16 protein-coding genes are annotated in these 18,115 nt (G+C 37.3%); 4 read left to right on the plus strand and 12 right to left on the minus strand.

What is annotated here, in order from left to right:
• Together GQN54_RS04415 and GQN54_RS04420 are read left to right on the plus strand one after the other, a co-directional pair.
• On the plus strand, positions 1-834 hold the full coding sequence (locus GQN54_RS04415) for an MBL fold metallo-hydrolase (RefSeq protein WP_160632308.1): 834 nt from the start codon (positions 1-3) through the stop codon (positions 832-834).
• 309 nt (positions 835-1,143) lie between these two features.
• Complete coding sequence (locus GQN54_RS04420; protein WP_160632309.1) at positions 1,144-2,190, plus strand: nucleoid-associated protein; 1,047 nt, start codon at positions 1,144-1,146, stop codon at positions 2,188-2,190.
• A gap of 5 nt (positions 2,191-2,195) precedes the next feature.
• Here GQN54_RS04420 and GQN54_RS04425 read toward each other — a convergent pair whose 3' ends face one another.
• Both GQN54_RS04425 and GQN54_RS04430 read right to left on the minus strand, forming a co-directional pair.
• Positions 2,196-2,552 (minus strand): DUF779 domain-containing protein, encoded by a 357-nt coding sequence (locus tag GQN54_RS04425; protein ID WP_160632310.1) that lies wholly within the window; start codon positions 2,550-2,552, stop codon positions 2,196-2,198.
• 451 nt (positions 2,553-3,003) lie between these two features.
• Positions 3,004-4,503: an aldehyde dehydrogenase family protein gene (locus GQN54_RS04430; protein ID WP_160632311.1), complete on the minus strand. Its 1,500-nt coding sequence runs from the start codon at positions 4,501-4,503 to the stop codon at positions 3,004-3,006.
• A gap of 163 nt (positions 4,504-4,666) precedes the next feature.
• Here GQN54_RS04430 and GQN54_RS04435 point away from each other — a divergent pair, with 163 nt between their 5' ends.
• Positions 4,667-5,587 carry an AraC family transcriptional regulator gene (locus GQN54_RS04435; RefSeq protein ID WP_160632312.1) on the plus strand — a complete coding sequence of 307 codons (921 nt, stop codon included), beginning with the start codon at positions 4,667-4,669 and terminating at the stop codon, positions 5,585-5,587.
• A 233-nt stretch (positions 5,588-5,820) separates the two neighbouring features.
• Positions 5,821-6,024, plus strand: coding sequence for a hypothetical protein (locus GQN54_RS04440; RefSeq protein ID WP_160632313.1), 204 nt, complete (start codon positions 5,821-5,823; stop codon positions 6,022-6,024).
• 89 nt (positions 6,025-6,113) lie between these two features.
• Here the strand turns inward: GQN54_RS04440 and GQN54_RS04445 are convergent, their stop codons facing one another.
• The 10 genes from GQN54_RS04445 to GQN54_RS04490 form a co-directional block, all read right to left on the minus strand.
• Positions 6,114-6,968 carry a ChaN family lipoprotein gene (locus GQN54_RS04445; protein WP_160632314.1) on the minus strand — a complete coding sequence of 285 codons (855 nt, stop codon included), beginning with the start codon at positions 6,966-6,968 and terminating at the stop codon, positions 6,114-6,116.
• A gap of 7 nt (positions 6,969-6,975) precedes the next feature.
• Positions 6,976-7,938, minus strand: coding sequence for an HmuY family protein (locus GQN54_RS04450; protein ID WP_160632315.1), 963 nt, complete (start codon positions 7,936-7,938; stop codon positions 6,976-6,978).
• Positions 7,935-10,214, minus strand: a complete 2,280-nt coding sequence (locus GQN54_RS04455) for a TonB-dependent receptor (RefSeq protein WP_160632316.1) — start codon at positions 10,212-10,214, stop codon at positions 7,935-7,937. The genes GQN54_RS04450 and GQN54_RS04455 overlap by 4 nt, the downstream gene beginning before the upstream one ends.
• A gap of 1 nt (position 10,215) precedes the next feature.
• Positions 10,216-11,277: a hemin-degrading factor gene (locus tag GQN54_RS04460; protein WP_160632317.1), complete on the minus strand. Its 1,062-nt coding sequence runs from the start codon at positions 11,275-11,277 to the stop codon at positions 10,216-10,218.
• A 21-nt stretch (positions 11,278-11,298) separates the two neighbouring features.
• A complete protein-coding gene (locus GQN54_RS04465; protein WP_160632318.1) occupies positions 11,299-12,141 on the minus strand; it encodes a heme ABC transporter ATP-binding protein in 843 nt (280 codons plus the stop codon).
• Positions 12,141-13,181, minus strand: coding sequence for a FecCD family ABC transporter permease (locus GQN54_RS04470; protein WP_207554822.1), 1,041 nt, complete (start codon positions 13,179-13,181; stop codon positions 12,141-12,143). Before GQN54_RS04470 ends, GQN54_RS04465 begins: the two co-directional genes overlap by 1 nt.
• The gene (locus GQN54_RS04475; protein ID WP_160632319.1) at positions 13,174-14,070 is read right to left on the minus strand and encodes a heme/hemin ABC transporter substrate-binding protein; all 897 of its coding nucleotides are present in this window, start codon (positions 14,068-14,070) and stop codon (positions 13,174-13,176) included. Before GQN54_RS04475 ends, GQN54_RS04470 begins: the two co-directional genes overlap by 8 nt.
• Positions 14,071-14,144: 74 nt before the next feature.
• The gene (locus GQN54_RS04480; protein WP_160632320.1) at positions 14,145-15,401 is read right to left on the minus strand and encodes a T9SS type A sorting domain-containing protein; all 1,257 of its coding nucleotides are present in this window, start codon (positions 15,399-15,401) and stop codon (positions 14,145-14,147) included.
• 162 nt (positions 15,402-15,563) lie between these two features.
• On the minus strand, positions 15,564-16,319 hold the full coding sequence (locus tag GQN54_RS04485) for a tetratricopeptide repeat protein (protein ID WP_160632321.1): 756 nt from the start codon (positions 16,317-16,319) through the stop codon (positions 15,564-15,566).
• Positions 16,316-18,115 (minus strand): BatD family protein, encoded by a 1,800-nt coding sequence (locus tag GQN54_RS04490; protein ID WP_160632322.1) that lies wholly within the window; start codon positions 18,113-18,115, stop codon positions 16,316-16,318. Before GQN54_RS04490 ends, GQN54_RS04485 begins: the two co-directional genes overlap by 4 nt.

An 18,115-nucleotide genomic window follows, 5' to 3' on the forward strand; every position in this document is an offset into this window, starting at 1 on the left:
ATGAAAATATATCCAATAGAGACAGGAAATTTTAAATTAGACGGTGGAGCCATGTTTGGTGTTGTTCCCAAAAGTTTGTGGTCGAGAACGAATCCCGCCGATGAAAATAATTTATGTACTTGGGCCATGCGATGCATGCTCATTGAAGATGGCGAGCGATTGATATTAATCGATAATGGAATTGGTGAGAAACAGTCGGAGAAGTTTTTCAGTCACTATTATTTGCATGGAAGTGCTACTCTGGAGGACTCCATTACCAAATTGGGCTTCGGTTTGGATGAAATTACTGATGTGTTTTTAACCCACTTGCATTTTGATCATTGTGGTGGTGGAATTAAATGGAACCGTGATAAAACAAAATTTGAAGCGACATTTAAAAATGCCAATTATTGGACGAATCGCAAACACTGGAAGTGGGCAACTGAACCCAATGCTCGTGAAAAAGCTTCTTTCTTGAAAGAGAATTTGATGCCGATGCAAGAGTTAGGGCAGTTGAAGTTTGTAGAAGATGGATTCGATGCTTTTGAGATTTTTTATGCCAATGGACATACAGATGCCCAAATGATTCCATTAATTGATTACCAAGGCAAAAAGTTGGCTTTTATGGCTGATCTATTGCCTTCTGCAGGTCATGTGCCTTTACCTTATGTGATGGGTTACGATACTCGTCCTTTGTTGACTTTGGATGAGAAGAAGTTGTTTTTAGGGCGTTGTGCTGATGAAGAGATTTTTATGTTCATGGAGCATGATGCTACCAACGAAATCATAACTGTTCAGAACACAGAGAAAGGTGTGCGGTTTAAAGAGTCGTTTCAATTTAATGAGGTGTTTTAAAGAAGTATTGATCGTTTTATTTTAACCACAAAGGGCGCAGAGGTTTTCGAAAAGTTCGCAAAGTGATGGACATTGAGAATTTGGGACTGTGCCATTCAATACCATTCAAAAGATTGTTGACATTTTCTATTTAATCAAAGGGAAAAAGGAATCGAAAAGTAAATTCATTGATTTAAGTCTTGCTTTTAACACCTAGCTTCTTGCCTCTTTTTTTAACCACAAATTGCACAAAGAGATGTACAAAGTTCACAAATCCCCCTTCCAAACCTTACTTTTGAATTCGGAAAAAATTTCAAGCGCTATTCAACTATGATCAATCACATCAATTCAGAAATAAAAGAGCTTTCTGTACACCAAGTCGGTAATAAAGCCAATGAAGAACCATTAAATTTTTCTTTTGAGTCGATAGACGTAGAAGATGAAACACTACAAGGGTTATTGCAACAATATTTCCTAAAGCCTTTTACAACGGAGGAGTTTTACAACTTTACTTTTTCTAATGGAGAGTTTGAATTGAATCCATTATACAGTTATGCGACATCTATTTTTGAAGAAGAACGGTCATTTCATGATAACACCAAGAAAATAGCACAGTACTTATACGATGTGTCGAATCATCCGAATATAAAACCAGGAGATTTGTTTGTTGCCAAATTGGATGGCATTCGTTTAAATGATCAGGAAGTAGATGTAATTGGAATTTTTAAATCGGAGAACAAGCACTCGTTTATTCAGATTAATGATACTGAAGATAGCTTAACCATCAATTATGAAAGTGGGATAAACATTGATAAACTGGACAAAGGATGTTTGATTTTTAACAGAGACAAAGATCAAGGATATCGAGTGTGTATTATCGATAAAGCGAATAGAGGAGAAGAGGCACATTATTGGAAGGATTTGTTTTTAAACATTAAAACCTGCAACGATGATTACCACAATACCAAGGAGTTTTTGAACATAGCTAAGAGTTATGTGACCGATAAAATGTCGGATGAATTCGCGGTGGATAAAACTGATCAGATTGATATTTTGAATCGTTCTGTAGAGTATTTCAAAACCAAAGAATCCTTCAACAAAGAAGAATTTGAAGAAACCGTTTTTCAAGATGAGAATGTCATCAATTCATTCCGATCGTTTGATAATAATTACCGGACGGAGCACGAGATGGAAATTAAAGACGAATTTGACATTTCGGGGCAAGCGGTAAAAAAGCAGCAGCGCCTGTTTAAAAGTATCTTAAAACTGGATAAAAACTTTCATGTTTACATCCATGGAGATAAAGATTTAATTGAAAAAGGAGTAGAATCCGACGGACGTAAGTTTTATAAAATCTATTACGAGAAAGAGGATTAATTCATTCAATAGTTTCCTAAGGCTTTATTTTCTTCATCGGTTAATAAACGAGATTGGATTATAAAGCGCAAACCTAGCGGGATTTCTAAAGAAAAACTAGCTCCTCTTCCTGTGGTAACATCTACAGTAAGGTGAGTGTGTTTCCAATATTCAAATTGGTCTTTGTTCATGTAGAAGTTTACGCCTCCAACTTCTCCCAATAGAATATCGCTTTCATCGAGGTACATGTCCTCTTTTTCAAAAATCATAGGAGCGGATCCATCGCAGCAACCGCCACTTTGGTGGAAAATGAGCTCACCGTGTTTTTCTTTCAATTGTTGAACTACTTTAAGAGCTACTTCTGTAATTTCGATTCGTTTCATAATGAATAGCCTTTTAAAATAAAGGCTGAATAACAATCTATTCAGCCTTCATTTATAAATTGGATATTGAATGATTAGTGTCCGATAAAATATAAAAAACAAACTAGATATCAAGATGTATCTTAATCAATACATAAGTCTTTTAAAATTATAATACAATTTAATTGGTGTTAAATAAGACTTACTTTTTTTGATTTAGATTTTTCATTTTTTTGTCCGCCAAAAAACGAAACAAAAAAAGCTCGACCTTTGAATTTTTATTTCCTCCAAATTTTATAAATCCTAAGTTCAGCCGGGTGATCTCCAATCACAGATTGGAGCTTCCCGGTTTCTCTAAGAATTTATTTCATTTTCCAAAAACAAAAATTCAAGGGACAACATTAAAATTAGCATTCGTTTTTTATTCAAAATTTTTAATCGGACAACAATGAAATAGGATATTGAATAAAAATTAAAAGAACCCTAATTTATTTTTATCGTAAGAGATCAACATGTTCTTGGTCTGACGATAGTGATCCATCATCATCAAATGGTTTTCTCTACCGAAACCCGATTTCTTGTATCCACCGAAAGGAGCATGCGCAGGATAAGAATGGTAACAGTTTACCCAAACTCTACCAGCTTTTATGGCTCTTGGAATTTGATACAATTGATGGGCATCTCTAGTCCAAACGCCAGCTCCTAAACCGTATAACGTATCGTTTGCAATTTCTAACGCTTCCGCTTCGTCCTTAAATTTAGTTACACAAGCTACAGGTCCAAAAATCTCTTCTTGAAACACACGCATTTTGTTGTGTCCTTCTAATAACGTAGGTTGAATGTAAAAGCCATTGGCTAAATTGCCGCTTAACTTACTCGCAGCACCACCTGCCAATACTTTTGCACCTTCTTCCACTCCGATTTTCAAGTAAGATTGAATCTTCTCGTATTGGTCGTTTGAAGCCTGAGCACCTACTTGTGTATTTACATCGTAGGGGTTGTCCTGAATAATGGCTTTGGTTCGTGCAATTACACGCTCCATAAATTTATCGTAAATGTCTTCCTGAACCAATATACGAGAAGGACACGTGCACACTTCTCCTTGGTTGAATGCGAACAATACCGCTCCTTCAATGGCTTTGTCTAAGAAGGCATCGTCTTCGTCCATTACTGAGTTAAAGAAAATGTTTGGTGATTTGCCACCTAATTCCATGGTAACTGGATTTAGATTTTTAGAGGCATACTGCATAATCAATTGTCCAGTGGTGGTTTCTCCTGTAAATGCTACTTTATCCACTCTTGAACTTGATGCCAATGGTTTTCCTGCCTCAGGGCCAAAACCGTGAACAATGTTTAATACTCCCGGAGGGAATACTTCTGCAATTTTTTCCATTAATAAAGTCGCTGAAGAAGGAGTTTGCTCTGCTGGTTTCAAGACCACACAGTTTCCTGTAGCCAATGCTGGAGGAAGTTTCCAAGACAACATTAATAATGGGAAATTCCATGGAATAATTTGACCAATCACACCAAGTGGTTCTTTAATATTCATTGAAAGGGTATTTGAGTCGAGTTCACTCGCTCCGCCTTCTTCTGCACGAATACACGATGCAAAGTAGCGCCAATGATCAATTGAAAGAGGTACATCCGCATTCAATGTTTCACGAATGGGTTTTCCATTGTCGCAAGTTTCTACTAATGCAAACTCTTCTAGATTCGCCTCTATAATATCGGCCACTTTATTTAACAAAGCGGAACGCTCAGTTACGGATGTATTTCCCCACGCTTCTTTGGCTGCATTGGCTGCATCTAACGCCAATTCTACATCTTCTTTCTGTGAACGAGGATACTTTGCAATGAATGAATTGTCAATTGGCGATGTATTCTCAAAATATTGACCACCGATTGGAGCAACGAACTTTCCGTTGATGAAGTTGTGGTAGGTGTCTTTAAATTGGGGTTTTGAATAACTCATAATATGGTATTTTTAATAGTTAGTATTGTTGCTTTATTCTCTTCAATGATTCAAGAAATAAGCTGCCAATAAAAATAGTCCAACCATTTTTTGATTAATTGAACGTATTTATTATTAAATTGAACAGTTCTATCATATTTCGATCAAAATTATTTAAACACTTATGAGTCAGTTGTTAAGTTTGCATCATCACCAAAGGAAGTTGAATCAGTTGGTAGAGAACAGAACAGTTTATAGTGCTGAATTTGCAGAACTGAACATCTTTGAGACTTATGAAGTAGCCGATAAAGTGGCTCTGACATTCGATTTTCCGGTGATAGCAAGTATGCTAACTGGCAAAAAAATAATGCACATTGATGGATTGGAAAGCTTTGATTTTTATCCGGGTCAATCGGTAGTGATGCCTACCCGAAAAGAAATGGTAATCGATTTTCCTATTGCCACTAAATCTGATCCAACACAGTGCTTGGCCTTAGGGATTGATACTAGTAAAATCAATGACATTGTACTCCATTTTAATCAACATACAGCGATAGAAGAAGAAAATGGAAATTGGCAGTTGGATAATTTTGCTTCTCACTTAACCAATAACACTGCAGTAAACCATTTGGTAGAACGATTGGTGTATACATTTACCAACAATAATAAGTCAAAAGATGTATTGTTGGATTTGATGATTCAAGAGTTGGTGGTGCGATTACTACAAACAAAAGCGAAATCCATTATTTTGAATGATCGGGAGAATATGTTGACCGACACTAGAATGGGGATGGTGATTAAATACATACGTGAAAATTTAACCAAGAAGGACCTATCAGTGGAGCAATTGGCTGAAAAGGCATGCATGAGTGCTTCCCATTTTCATAAGAAGTTCAAGAACACTTTAGGTTTCTCTCCAATCGATTACATCAACTCAGAGAAGATCAAGTTTGCAAAAAGCATGATCAAACGAAACAAGAAACTGCAAATAGCTGAGGTGGCTTTTAAATCAGGATTTAATAATGTAAGCTACTTTAACCGACAGTTCAAAAAGATGGAGTTGATGACGCCACAGCAGTTTAAGAAGTCGGTGATGGCTGATTAAGGGTTAATTCTTTCTAAAAGGCATTCCATTTCACCGAATATCTCCAAAAAGCGCTATTTTCTGACGAAAATGGACATTTTTTGTTTTCAGAATTTCAATTTATTCTAATTTCTTCGAAACATCCTTTCAATAAAACTGGAGGTTGTAGAGTGGAAAGTAAACAATAATTATACTTCTTATTATTAATTAGTTACTTCTTTATTTTTGTATTCAAAATTTATTAAATTAATATTATGAAACTAATTAAAGTAATGCTCCACTTTGAGCCACAAGAAAATTATTCTAGCAACCACGAATTTTTTTTGAATCCAAATCAAATTAAATTTATAGATCCTGAAGACGGAAATATCTTTTTAGTCGATAATGAAATCCAGGGAAGAACTATTATCCAATGCAATGTTGTTGAATATTCTGATTATTTATCATTAACTGAATAGACTCAAAATAATTATTTTCTGATTTGTGTCAACTTTTAATGGAAAGAGCACATAATTCTAAACTAAAAAATAAATTAGAATTATGTGTTCTAATACGTCTCCGTCACATCCTCATCGACCACAATAATAAAGTCGGCTTTTTGTTTGGCTTTGGCTGATAACTCGTAAACATTAGCTTGTGTTACAGTAGTTATCGTCAAGTAGTTTAATTCCGGTTTTTGCAATTTCAAATACCACAAAATACCTTGGTAATCATCAGAATGATAAGCGCCGTTGTAATGAATGAACGTGCTGTTTGAGTTATAGTTGGCTAAGATAAAATGGGCCATGGTGGCATCTTTTAGCGCCTGTGCTCTAGGAAGATTATCTCCGCCGTGTCCGCCCATCATTTTTAACATTTCTACGTATCCACTCAACGAAGAATCATAAGCAATTGGCAAAGGAGCAATCCATGTTTTTTCTAAATCAGAAATAGAATCCAAACTGCCAAAACCACCTTTGTACACTTTAGAAGCATAACGGCGGGGCACATTTGTCGCTATAAATGGAAACTGCTTGCTTTTGGCAAAGTCCACTAACGGTTGGTAATCTGTTCTGAAATTGTTCCACAAACGTGCAGTAGTATCTAATCCTTTGGCATCAATAGAATCGGAGAGGTAAAGATTCAGTGGTTCTTGATTGTCGGCTTCAAACATTTCTGCTCCTACAGTTACTGCTTTTGTTTCAGCAATACTTTTCAATACTTCCAACTCTAACCAATGCGAAATGGCATTATTGTGCAATTCTCCAAATAAGATGATGTCGCTTTTATCGGCTGCTTTTACCAACTTTTTATAAGTGGTCTTTTTCCCTTTGGCGGTATAAATTTGATAAGCATCCATTTTCTGTGCAACAGATGCATGAACAAGAAGGATCGTGAAAATACTGGTAAGAATCGCTTTCATATTTTTCTTAAAGTCGTTTGAATTCAAAGGTAGGAGTTCCTTTTATTCCATTGTCGTCATAAAAGTCTAAAAAGTGCAATTTGTAGGTATATCCTTCATTGTCATTCAAAATAAAAACATGTTCTGGATAAATGGTAAAGGTATTGTCATTCAAATCAAAGTATTTCCATTCGTAGCCAATGGCATCTTGATCGGTAGAAAAGGTATACGCTGAGGTTGATGCTAAATCAATTGTTTTAAAGGCAGTAGTTCTGTCTTCGGCTACTTTGGTTCGGTAAGGATTCAACAATACTCCAGTTACTAAATAGGGATTGATTGGATCGTAAAAAATGTGGGTGTATTGTGTGAAACAGATGTCGTATGCTGTTTTTAAGGGTTCAATTTGAATTGGTGTGTGATTGGTAAACGAATAAGCGATTCGGTTATAGAGGTCATTCTTTGCAACAGTTGCTTCATGAAAATCCGAACCATCGAGTTTCGCATATTTAAACGAATAGATTCCATCTTTGATGGTGAGGAATTGGATTTTAATCAATCCCATAGATTTGCCTTTTGGCGTATATCCTCTATCAATCACAATTACTTTATTGTGGTTTTCCCAATTGCCAATCGCCAAGCTATCTTTTATTCCAGTTTGATGATCACTTTTAAAGGTAAGTCCCGAGGTAGAGGTGAGGCTATTGAAATCAGAAGTAGGACTAATGGCAGCTTTTGCAGCCAATCCACTGTTTAAATAAATGAAATTACTGCTATCGCTCGCATCAAAAGATATGTCCCAATCGGTCTTCAAGTTTCGACTAACTTCTGTGTTTGTGCCCAAGTCAAACCATACTTGGTCTGCATAGGTTTCCGTCATATTCACTGAATTTATGATGACTTCACCTTCAGTAACTGGCGCAGCCAAAGGCAATTCTTCTTGCTCGCAGGCAATCAATACGAGCGCAATTATCGGGAATATGATTCGTCTCAATTTTTAGAAATTTGAAGGTTTAACTTAAGAAATAGCGTTCTTCCTGTTCCCACAGAAATGGATGATCCTGAACCGCCGTGTGCATTGTTGCTCGATAAGGTGGAGTTCACTTGCTGCACATCAAATATATTTTTTACGCCTAGGCCCACTTGAAAACGTTTCTTGAAAAATTGTTTAGAAACAGTGGCATCAAGCAATTGGTAGCTTTCAATGGTTTGTTTTACAATTGCTCCATCGGTGTTGTATCCAAAGCTTGGCAACTCTCCTTGGTGCTTGAAGTAGGCAGAAAGGGTGAGTTGAGGTTTTTTAAAGACGTAAGAGGCATTGGCCATAAATTCTGCAGAATAGCTGAATTCATCCACTGAAATGTCGTCTGAAAGGTCATTGTATCGACCAATGTAAGAAGCGCCTAGGTTGACTTTTAGCGCATTTCTGATGAAAGAAACATTTGCAGTTGCTCCTTGCGTTTTGTTTTTACCAATGTTCACATAAATGGCGGTGTCGCCACTGGTAGAAACTTGAGCGAAGTCGATTAAGTTGGTGATGTCGTTGTAAAACAAATTGATCGAGCTTTTTATCAATACTTTTTGAACTAACTTTTTATGAGAAATACTCAAGGAATAGTTATCTGACTGTTCTGCTTTTAAATCTGAATTCCCAAATAAACTGTGATTCACATCGTCAAAGTTGAAATACAATTCTTTCAACGTTGGAGCTCTGAAACCTTGAGCGTAGGAACCTCGGAAGGTAAAAGGTCCTTTTACATATTTCAGATTTAAGGAAGGGGTCACTGGCATATCGTATTTGGTATTGTATCCGTATCGAACGCCCGGTTTTATCACAAAATCTTTAAATGGGGAAAGTTCTGCTGTTGCAAAAAATGCATAATCGCCTAATTGCTGTTCATTGTCTTCGATTCGTTTACCGGTGGCCAATTCAAAGTTGAGGTCGTAGCCCAATTCATAATTGATCCATTTATCGGCATGAGTGGTGGTAATGCTACCTCTCGACATCAACAACTGATAATCGGTGGTGTCTTGTAAATCATTGGTAGCGGTTTCTTCAATCAATTGTTGTTCGAGCGTAGTTAAATCCTTCAAGTAGGCTTCTTTTACTCGGCGATAATCGTTGAACGCAGCGATTACATTTATCCGTCTATTTTGACCCACTTTCCCATTCAACGACAAGGAATTGTCCCAACGTTTAGTGTGGTAATAATCGTCAAAAGCAACGATGGTTGTGGCTTTTGTTCTTGGTATTCCAAGATTGGTGATTTCTTCATTAAAGTATTCGGATTTGAATCCGAGTTGCATTTTTTTGAATTGATAGAGGTATTGGATTCGACCAAAGTACTGCTCTTTGGCATTCCATTGATCCACTCGATTGCTATCCGCTAACTCTTGATCAAACGAAGGGAAAAATTCATCGGATGGCTTCCATCCGTCAAAGTAATTTCTTCCACCAGAGATGCGCAGGTGTTGGTTGGGTTTAATTTTAAAGGCAGTATTTACATTGAAGTTGTAGGTTCCTATATTTTCGGTGTAGGTAGTAATTCCTACTGTCATTTTTTGAGCTGATTCTTTTTTGGTGATGATATTGATTGTTCCGGCAAGGGCATTACTTCCGTAGTTTACACTCAAAGGCCCTTCCACAATCTCGATGCGTTCCACATCATTTAAATTGATCTGACTTAAGTCGATTTCTCCATCCAAGCGACCAATCACAGGTACGCCATCGATTAATATTTTTACATTTTGTCCGCTCAAGCCCTGAAGACTCATGCCTGAACCTAAAATGTTGTCATTAGATATTCTGATGTTTAATTCATTGGTCAGCACATCTTTCAAGGTAACGGCCGCCATGCCTTCTATTTTTTCTCTACCAATAACATGTACTTTGTGTACCGAATGGTCTTGGCTTCCAGGAGCATATTGGGCCGTGACAATCACTTCATTAATGGAGTAGTTGGCTGGTTGTAATTGATAGGTATAGTCTTTTCCTGATTCGATGGTATCGGATACTGTTTGATAGCCAATAAAAGAGACATGAATCATCAAATTCGAATTTCCATTGAGCACGGAATTGGGGATGGTGAAAAGTCCGTTATTATCGGTAGAAAAGGCAAGAGGAGTCGCCTCCTCTTGCTCAATTTGAATGGTGGCTCCAACCAATGGCGACTTATTCTCGGAATCTATAATGGAAATGTTTTGCGCATTAACGAATTGCAAGTTGATCAATATAGCCAACGAAAAGACGATCCATTGAAATCCATTCATATTAGTTATTCAATTTTAATTTGTTTTCAACTTCTTGAACGATTGCTCTCCATTCTTCCAATTCTGGAATGCCTGGTTTTCTTTTTCCAAAAAGTTGAGCGATTTGATTTCCTTTTTTGTCGAAACATTCTAAGGCGGTTACAGTGCCATCTTCAGAAGGTTTTCTAACAATCCATGAGTCAGCAATAGAAGACTCTTTAACATGTAGATTAAAATCAGGATCCAATACATTGAACCAATCTCCATGATCCATTAATTTCTTCACAGGTCCTGTATGGATTTGAATCATACCTGGATTTCCAACAAATACCATGATTGGAGTTTCTCTTTCAGCTGCCGTTGTTACCACCTCTCTCAAAGCGTTATTCGAAACTTTAACCGCATAATTTCCTTCTGGAGCTAATCGCAACGCTTGCGTTCTAGTTAATCCATTCTTTCTCAATAAACCGAAAAAATGATGGGTGTCAGTTAGGTTTCTCCAACCTTCCTGGAAAGAAGCGACGTCAATTTCGCTATCTGCTTTTTCTGCTGGTAAAGCTGCTTTTGGCTCTGTAATTATAATGGAAGACTGATCATCTGATTTATATTTTTCAACGATTTGATCAAAAACTGCATCATTACTCAACGGTGTCAGGTAAATTTTATGGATGGCTTCACCGTCTTTGGCAAAAAACTGTAAACTTTTTCTTGGTTTCTCTTCTGCATTTTCAACTACTGCGAATGCTGAACCCCAACTAGCAAAGAAGATTCTCAAATCAATGTCTTCGCCAACGAACAGGCCAACATGGGGATTCTCCAATGAGGGATTCAAGTAAACGCCTTTTCGTTCATGAACTACATCGTCATTTCTCGTCAATGCCATTACTTTGCCTAGAGCTTCTACTTCAGCTAGAATTGCCGTAAACTCTGGTTTTAATCGAGTTACATTTTCGCCACAGTTCAAAGCCAATAACTCAACTTCTGTAACATTTAATTCGTCAGCTGCATTTCTAATTCTTAATTGTGGTTTAAGTTGTTTTAAAACTTCCCATTTTTCTTTTAGTGAAGATGTTTGTGTTTCCATGGATTTTATATTTAGTGTGTATTATATTGTTAAAGAGACTTCATGTCCTTGCACTGTTGGATTAAATTTTTGATACATTTTGCCATAACATCCAAAGTATACCACTGGGCAGTTGTGGTAAGGATGCTGATCTATTTTTACTCTCAATTCATAGCAAGAGCTGATTAATTCTTCGTTTAAAACTTCTTTTGCTGTTCCGAAGGCCAATTGATTTCCGTTTTTCAACAACAGAATTTTATCGGCATATTGTGCAGCCATATTCAAATCATGCAATACCAATAAGGTGACGTTTCGGTCTTCCGAGAATTGCTTGATTCGCTGTAGCATCAAGTGCTGATGATGAATGTCTAAGTTGTTTAGAGGTTCATCTAAAAGCAGTAGCTTATTGGTGTTTTCAGTGTTATTGAGTTGAATTTGAGCAAATACTCTAGCGGTTTGAACCCGTTGCTTCTCTCCACCTGAAAGGGTTTCGTATGATCGATCTGCAAATTTTTGCATATCCGTAAACTCCAATGCCTTTTCAACTGCTTCAAAATCTTGCCGACTAGGTTGATTGTTAAAGTGAGGATATCGGCCCATCAATACTACTTCCCGCACGGGGAAATCATAACTCATCTGAATTTGTTGCGTAAGCACTGCTCTTTCCAAAGCCATCTCATCAGACGGAAAATCGGTGATCAATTGATCTTTCCAAAATACTGAAGACGAAGGGAGGGTTCCACTGATGGCTTTTATTAACGTAGATTTTCCTGCACCGTTAGGTCCAAGAATGGCAATCAATTCTCCCGGCTTTACTTCAAAACCAATTTTGCTTAATAGTTGCTTTTGGCCAACTGCTATCGATAAGTCTTTAATTGCTAACATCAGAACGTAGATTTTTTTTGTTTCAACAAGAGGTAAAGAAAGATAGGAGCACCGGCTAATGCAGTGATAATGCCGATTGGAATCTCTGCAGGCGCTACTATTGTTCTAGAGAAATTATCTGCCCAACACAACAATAATGCACCTGCTAGGGCAGAGGTAGGCAATAAGAATCGATGGTCAGATCCGCCAACTAATCGTAGAATATGAGGAACCACTAAACCTACAAAGCCAATCATTCCGCAAAAGGCAACCGCAGTTCCTACGGACAAAGCCGTAAATATGACAACTCTTCGTTTTAGTTTTTCAGTGTTGATTCCAATGTATGCTGCTTCTTGTTCTCCAAGAGCCAATGCATTGAATTGCTTGTGCAATGGAAGTATGAAAATTAGTGTCAAAATAGTACAAGCTCCAACAATCAAGACATTGTACCAAGTAGATCCGCCTAAACTTCCCATGGTCCAAAAGGTCAATGTTCGCAACTGCACATCATTTGCTAAGTAAGTCAATAATCCTGTTCCAGCTGCAGCCACTGCATTTATGGCAATTCCCGAAAGGAGCATGGTCATTACATTGATTTTCTTTCCTTCTTTGGCTATTCTAAAAATGAATACGATCACGACAATGGCACCAACGAAAGTAGCCACAGAAAGCAAGGACAAGCCTGCAAAAGAATAGCTCGAAAATAAAGTGTCTCCGGCTAAAACAATTACAATGGCTGCTGCCAACATGGCTCCGGAAGAAATTCCAATAATGGTTGGGTCAGCTAAGGGGTTTCTGAATAAACCTTGAAGCGCTGCTCCGCATAATGCGAGAGAGCTGCCAATGAATAAACTCATTAAAACTCTAGGTAGGCGAATTCCCCAAAGAATGGCATTTTGCTGAAACAGTTCAGTGGGGTTTTCTTGACCGGTGAATTTATTGGTCAGCAATGAAATAAATTGATCAAAAGAAATAGAAACTGATCCGATGTTGATCGATACGAAAAACGATACAATCAGAGCAGCAACTAATCCTAAAGATGTGATACGCTTTTTATTCAACGGTAATTGATTTGAATTTTTGATTCAGCTCTAGTGCTGCTTTTCCTACTCTTGGGCCGAAACCTGCTAAGTACTGACCTTCTAAAGCGAAGAATTGATTCTTTTTAGCTGCTGTTGTTACTGCAATAGATGGAATTTGTTGGATTCCGTCCGCACCTTGTAAGCTGTTCATTCCAGATTCAAAAAGGATGATTAAGTCTGGGTTAGCCGCTACCATTGATTCTGCAGTTAATGGCTTGTATTCTTCAAAATCATTGGTTCCATTGATTCCTCCAGCCAATTGAATCAGTTGAGCTACTGAAGTGTTGCTTCCACCAACCATCATGTTTCCAACGCCTCTTGCGTAAATAAACACAGCTGTTGGTTGAGATGTAAGTGGCTCTAATTTAGAAATGTCTTCATCAATAGTGGCATTGATTTGAATAGCAGTTTCCAATTGGTTCAATTCTTTTGCAATGGTTTCAATCAGCTTTTTGGTTCCGTTAATAGAATATTCTTGCTCTACTAATAAGGTTTTGACTCCTGCTGCTTCCAGTTGCTGAACGAGTTCTGCTTTTATTTCGTCTTTTTTTGCAATCACTAAATCTGGCTGCATGGAGATAATACCTTCCGCTTGAACACTCGTGATGTGACCTAACTTCGGCAAACCTTGAATAGCTTCCGGATAAGTACTGGTGATGTCCGTTCCTACTATTTTATCGCCTAATCCTAGCTCAGCAACTATTTCACTTACTACGCCACTTAACGTGACTATTCGTTGGTATTCTTTTGTTTCAACTTGCACTATTTCTTCCTTATTTCCTTCTGTTGAAGTAGTTGGTGAGTCACAAGAGGCGAATCCAAGTATTAAAAGGATTACTGCTAAAAGAAAGGGTGTTTTATAGGTCATTTTTTTAAATTTTAAAAAGTCAGGCGGAAAGTATATTCCCACCTGACTGATACACACTAATTATTAATCTATTTTTATTGAACAATTAATTTTTCAGTCACAGCACCTTTTGAGTGCGTTAACCGAATAAAGTAGACACCTGTTTGCAGACGAGGTATTGAAATTTGATGTTGATCAAAAGAAGAATTGATTTGTATATTCTCTTCCGAAACCAATTGTCCATTCATAGAGATGACACTTAGTTGTGCATTTGAAATTCCTGAAGGCATATCAGCAACTATAGAAATAGATCCTTCTGCTTTTGCGGGGTTTGGATAGATGTAAAACTGTCCGTTTTGAGCTGTATTCTCTTGGATAGAAGTGGTGGTTAGTTTCTGCTTCGAGAAATAGAAGTTCCCATTTCCACTTCCACCAAATCCTGTCATTACCACTTTCCAAACTGCGCTATCTTGTGTCTTTACAAAATATACAGTACTGTCATCGATTAAGTAAGAAAACGTTGCAAAATCAAATGATTTCCAATCGTATCCGATTGTCGCGAAGTCCGTATTGAAAGTATGGTTGCTGTAATTTTGATAGGTGGAAACATCGTTAACTGGATAAACCTTTACTGCTTCAACTCCTATATTTTGAACAATTCCTGAAACTCCATAAGGCGTTGGAATGAATGTGGTGTATTTAGTAAATACTAAATCCCAACTGTTGCTCATCGGCTCAATGTCGATAATGCTATCGTTTGCAATAGAGTAGTAGCCGAAATTCTTTCCTGTGAAGTGGGCTTTGGTCAATACTTTATTGACCATGTTTGATCCATTTAAATCAGCCACTTTAAAGTAGTATTTTCCACCGGCTAGTTGCTCTATCCAAATTTTCTTGATTTGTCCATTTGCCATTTTGGCGATATATAGACTATCACCAGTTACATAATGTGTCACTTGGTTGTACTTTCCCCAACCTAAATCAAATGGATCACTTGAAAGTGTGCCGTTGAAAGCTCCTCGATTCCATGATTTGTCATCATTATAGGTTGCTGTCCAAGACGACATTCCCGTTGTATCCATGGTTGCCCAGGCAGAGGTGTCACCATTGGGATAGATATAAAGTTCTGCCCCATTAGCGGTGTTGAACAAGATCGGAGCAGAGAATCCATTGATTTGGAAACCCATGTCCCAATCTGCGGAAGCATTTGTCGAAACAGTTCCATTTTCCAAACTGTACCATGCTTGGTTGGTATATCCTGCACCAATTGATGCTGAATCATCTGCTAATTGTGCTTTTGAAGTGTTTGAGAATAGGAAGGCGAATGATCCTAGTAGTAAAATTTTTTTCATGTTGATTTTGTTTGCTGCTATTCTTATTTAAATTCATTCTAAATAAGGTGCTGCAAAGATAGCTTCAACAGAAAGTTGCTGTCAATCGCCTATTCGTGGTATTCGTGTACCCTTTGTGTGGTATTTTGATTCTACCCTCTATGGGGTATAGATGGTGGGAAATTAGATCTCTCTAATGTCATTCTCTTTGATCCATCCTTTATTCCCGTTTGGAAGCGCGACATTTCTCCATTCGTTGGTAGATTCCAATAAATGTACTTTTGTTCCTTTGTGTAATACAAATAAAACAGTTCCACTTTCACCTGGGGCACTTTTAATACTAACAGTAGGAGTGAAAATGATGGCTGCTTTGGCTTCATTGGAATAATTGTGTTGTTGATAGCCGAAGAAGTAGCAAATAATGGCCATTAACAAAACTGCTGAAGCACCAAAAAAGCCTATTCTTCTGATGATTGACTTATTTGCCAATAAATAGAAAAGTGCTAACATTAAACTAGTAAATAGTAAGAAAGTAGCAATAATTCCCCAAGAATCGGCAGAGTTTAAATTGATAATTTGCTTCCACCATCTATTAATCACTAATTCTCTAGCAGGTTCTATTTTATCTGTGGTTTTGGCGTATGCTAACTTTAAGTTTTGTTTCACGTCTTCATTTGACGGGTCAATTTTTAAAGCTTTCTCATAGTGAAGTATCGCTGAAGGAATCTCATCCAATTTATAATGAGCATTCCCAATATTGAATTGCAGGTTGAACCCATTAATACCGGCTTTCTCTAATTCATAATAGACTTTTAACGCTTCTTCATAGTTCGCTGATTCATAGAGTTCATTCGCCTTTTCAAATTGCGCTTCAAATTGATTTCCTGCAAATAAGCTCACGGAAACGAATAAGGTTAGTGTGAAGAGTATCTTTCTCATTTGATTTGGTTTTCAATTTTACTAATTAATTCAATCGAAAGCTGATACATTTCTTCTGCTTTCAGGTCAGAGCTTGGTGCATATCTGGCCATCTCTGCATCATCAATTAATTTTGCAACTGATTGGATGTCCTCTTTGGCAACATTGGTTCCATTCAATTGGTCAAGTATTTTTTCTTTAGATAAGTCTGCTTTTGGGATACTCAATTTGTCGGAGAAGTAATTGAGCACAGCTACTCCAATTTCTTGATAAAAAGAAGTTAAGTCATTGTTGGATAGGTGTTTTTTAGCGCTAGCCAAACGTTTAGTTGCCATTTTATTGGCCTTATTTTTTTTCAATAATACTTTATTGCTATTGAGCGCATCAAACTTTGATTTATACCAAATCCCACCACCTAATAATAAGAAAGGGAGAATCATTAAGAAATAGAATAAGCTAGATCCAAAGAAATGCTCGTTTTCATCTGTTAAACCATCAGCGGAACGTTTGATATGAATAATGTCATTGTCTAAGAGTGCAATTTCTTCTTTATTAGAAGGAGTGTAAGCAACCACTTCTTTCCCATCTCCCTTCAATACTTTCAGTTGTATGGGATTGGTTGATGCTTGTTTGTATGACTTACTAGCTAAATCAAAATAGCTAAAAGTAAATGCTGGTATTGTAAAATCACCTTCATGTCTAGGGATAATTAAATACTCAAACTCTCTGCTACCTGATATTCCGCTTAGATTCGTGGCAAATTTATCGTTTACTTTTGGGTCATACACTTCAATGTCAGGCTGAGTAGGAAGTTCAGGAGAGGGGAGAAGATGTAGATTTCCTTTACCTCCAATGGTGATTTTTAGGTTAATTGCTTCATTGGCCTTCACTTCTGTTTTATTGACTGTCATTTCAGCGGTAAATGAACCTACAGCACCATTAAAGTCAGCAGGTTGGCTTCCTGAAAGTGGTTTAACATTTATTTTTATTGGTTTACTTTTCAGTAAAACTTCTTTATTTTCAATTGCTCCACCAAACATTTGTTCAAATACACTTCTCGCTTGCCCGGTTCTAACTTGATAGATAGCATTTATCTCAATTGGATCAATTTGTAGTTCTCCTGAGCGCTGAGGATAAAGTATGGAACTTTTTAGTTCTAAGGTGGTATACTGCTTTCCGTTGAATGTTGCAACATCTTGTTTTAATTGGCTATCATATAGAGATTTGATGTCTTTGCTCCAAAATCCATTTAGATCAGGGGTTTTATTAACAGCTAAATTTGCCAATGTTTGACGGGTGTATAAAACATATCGAACGGTGATTTTCTCACCCACAAAAGCAGAAGTTTTGTCGGCATCTACCAGAATAAACATGGACTCAGAAAGTGCATTGGCTTCTTTACGCTGTTGCGCTTCACGTTCCTTACGCTCTTGTTCTGCATTTTTTTGAGAAACATTTATTTGTATAGGCTCCGTTGTCAATACTTCATCTCCAATATCACCTTTGGCAACACCTATTTCTAGATCTCCTTCCTCAATGGCTTGAATAACGTATGATATAGAGCTAACATTACTAATTCTACCATTAACATTTTGTTGTCGATAGGATTGCATGGGGCCTTGTAGTACTTGAAAACCCCTAAAGTCAGGAGGTGTGAAGCTTCTTAGGTTAGCATTGGTTGTAAAAGTTACTTGAATACGTTCACCTAATGAGATAGCTGTTTTACTCACCGTAGCTTTGAAGCTGACAGAGCTTGCCGTGGCGTCAAAAGCGACTCCAACAAGGAGAATAAATAGATAAATAACACTCTTTTTCAT

The organism is Acidiluteibacter ferrifornacis, assembly GCF_009909615.1.
In the GTDB taxonomy this organism is placed as follows: Bacteria; Bacteroidota; Bacteroidia; order Flavobacteriales_E; family Vicingaceae; genus Acidiluteibacter; species Acidiluteibacter ferrifornacis.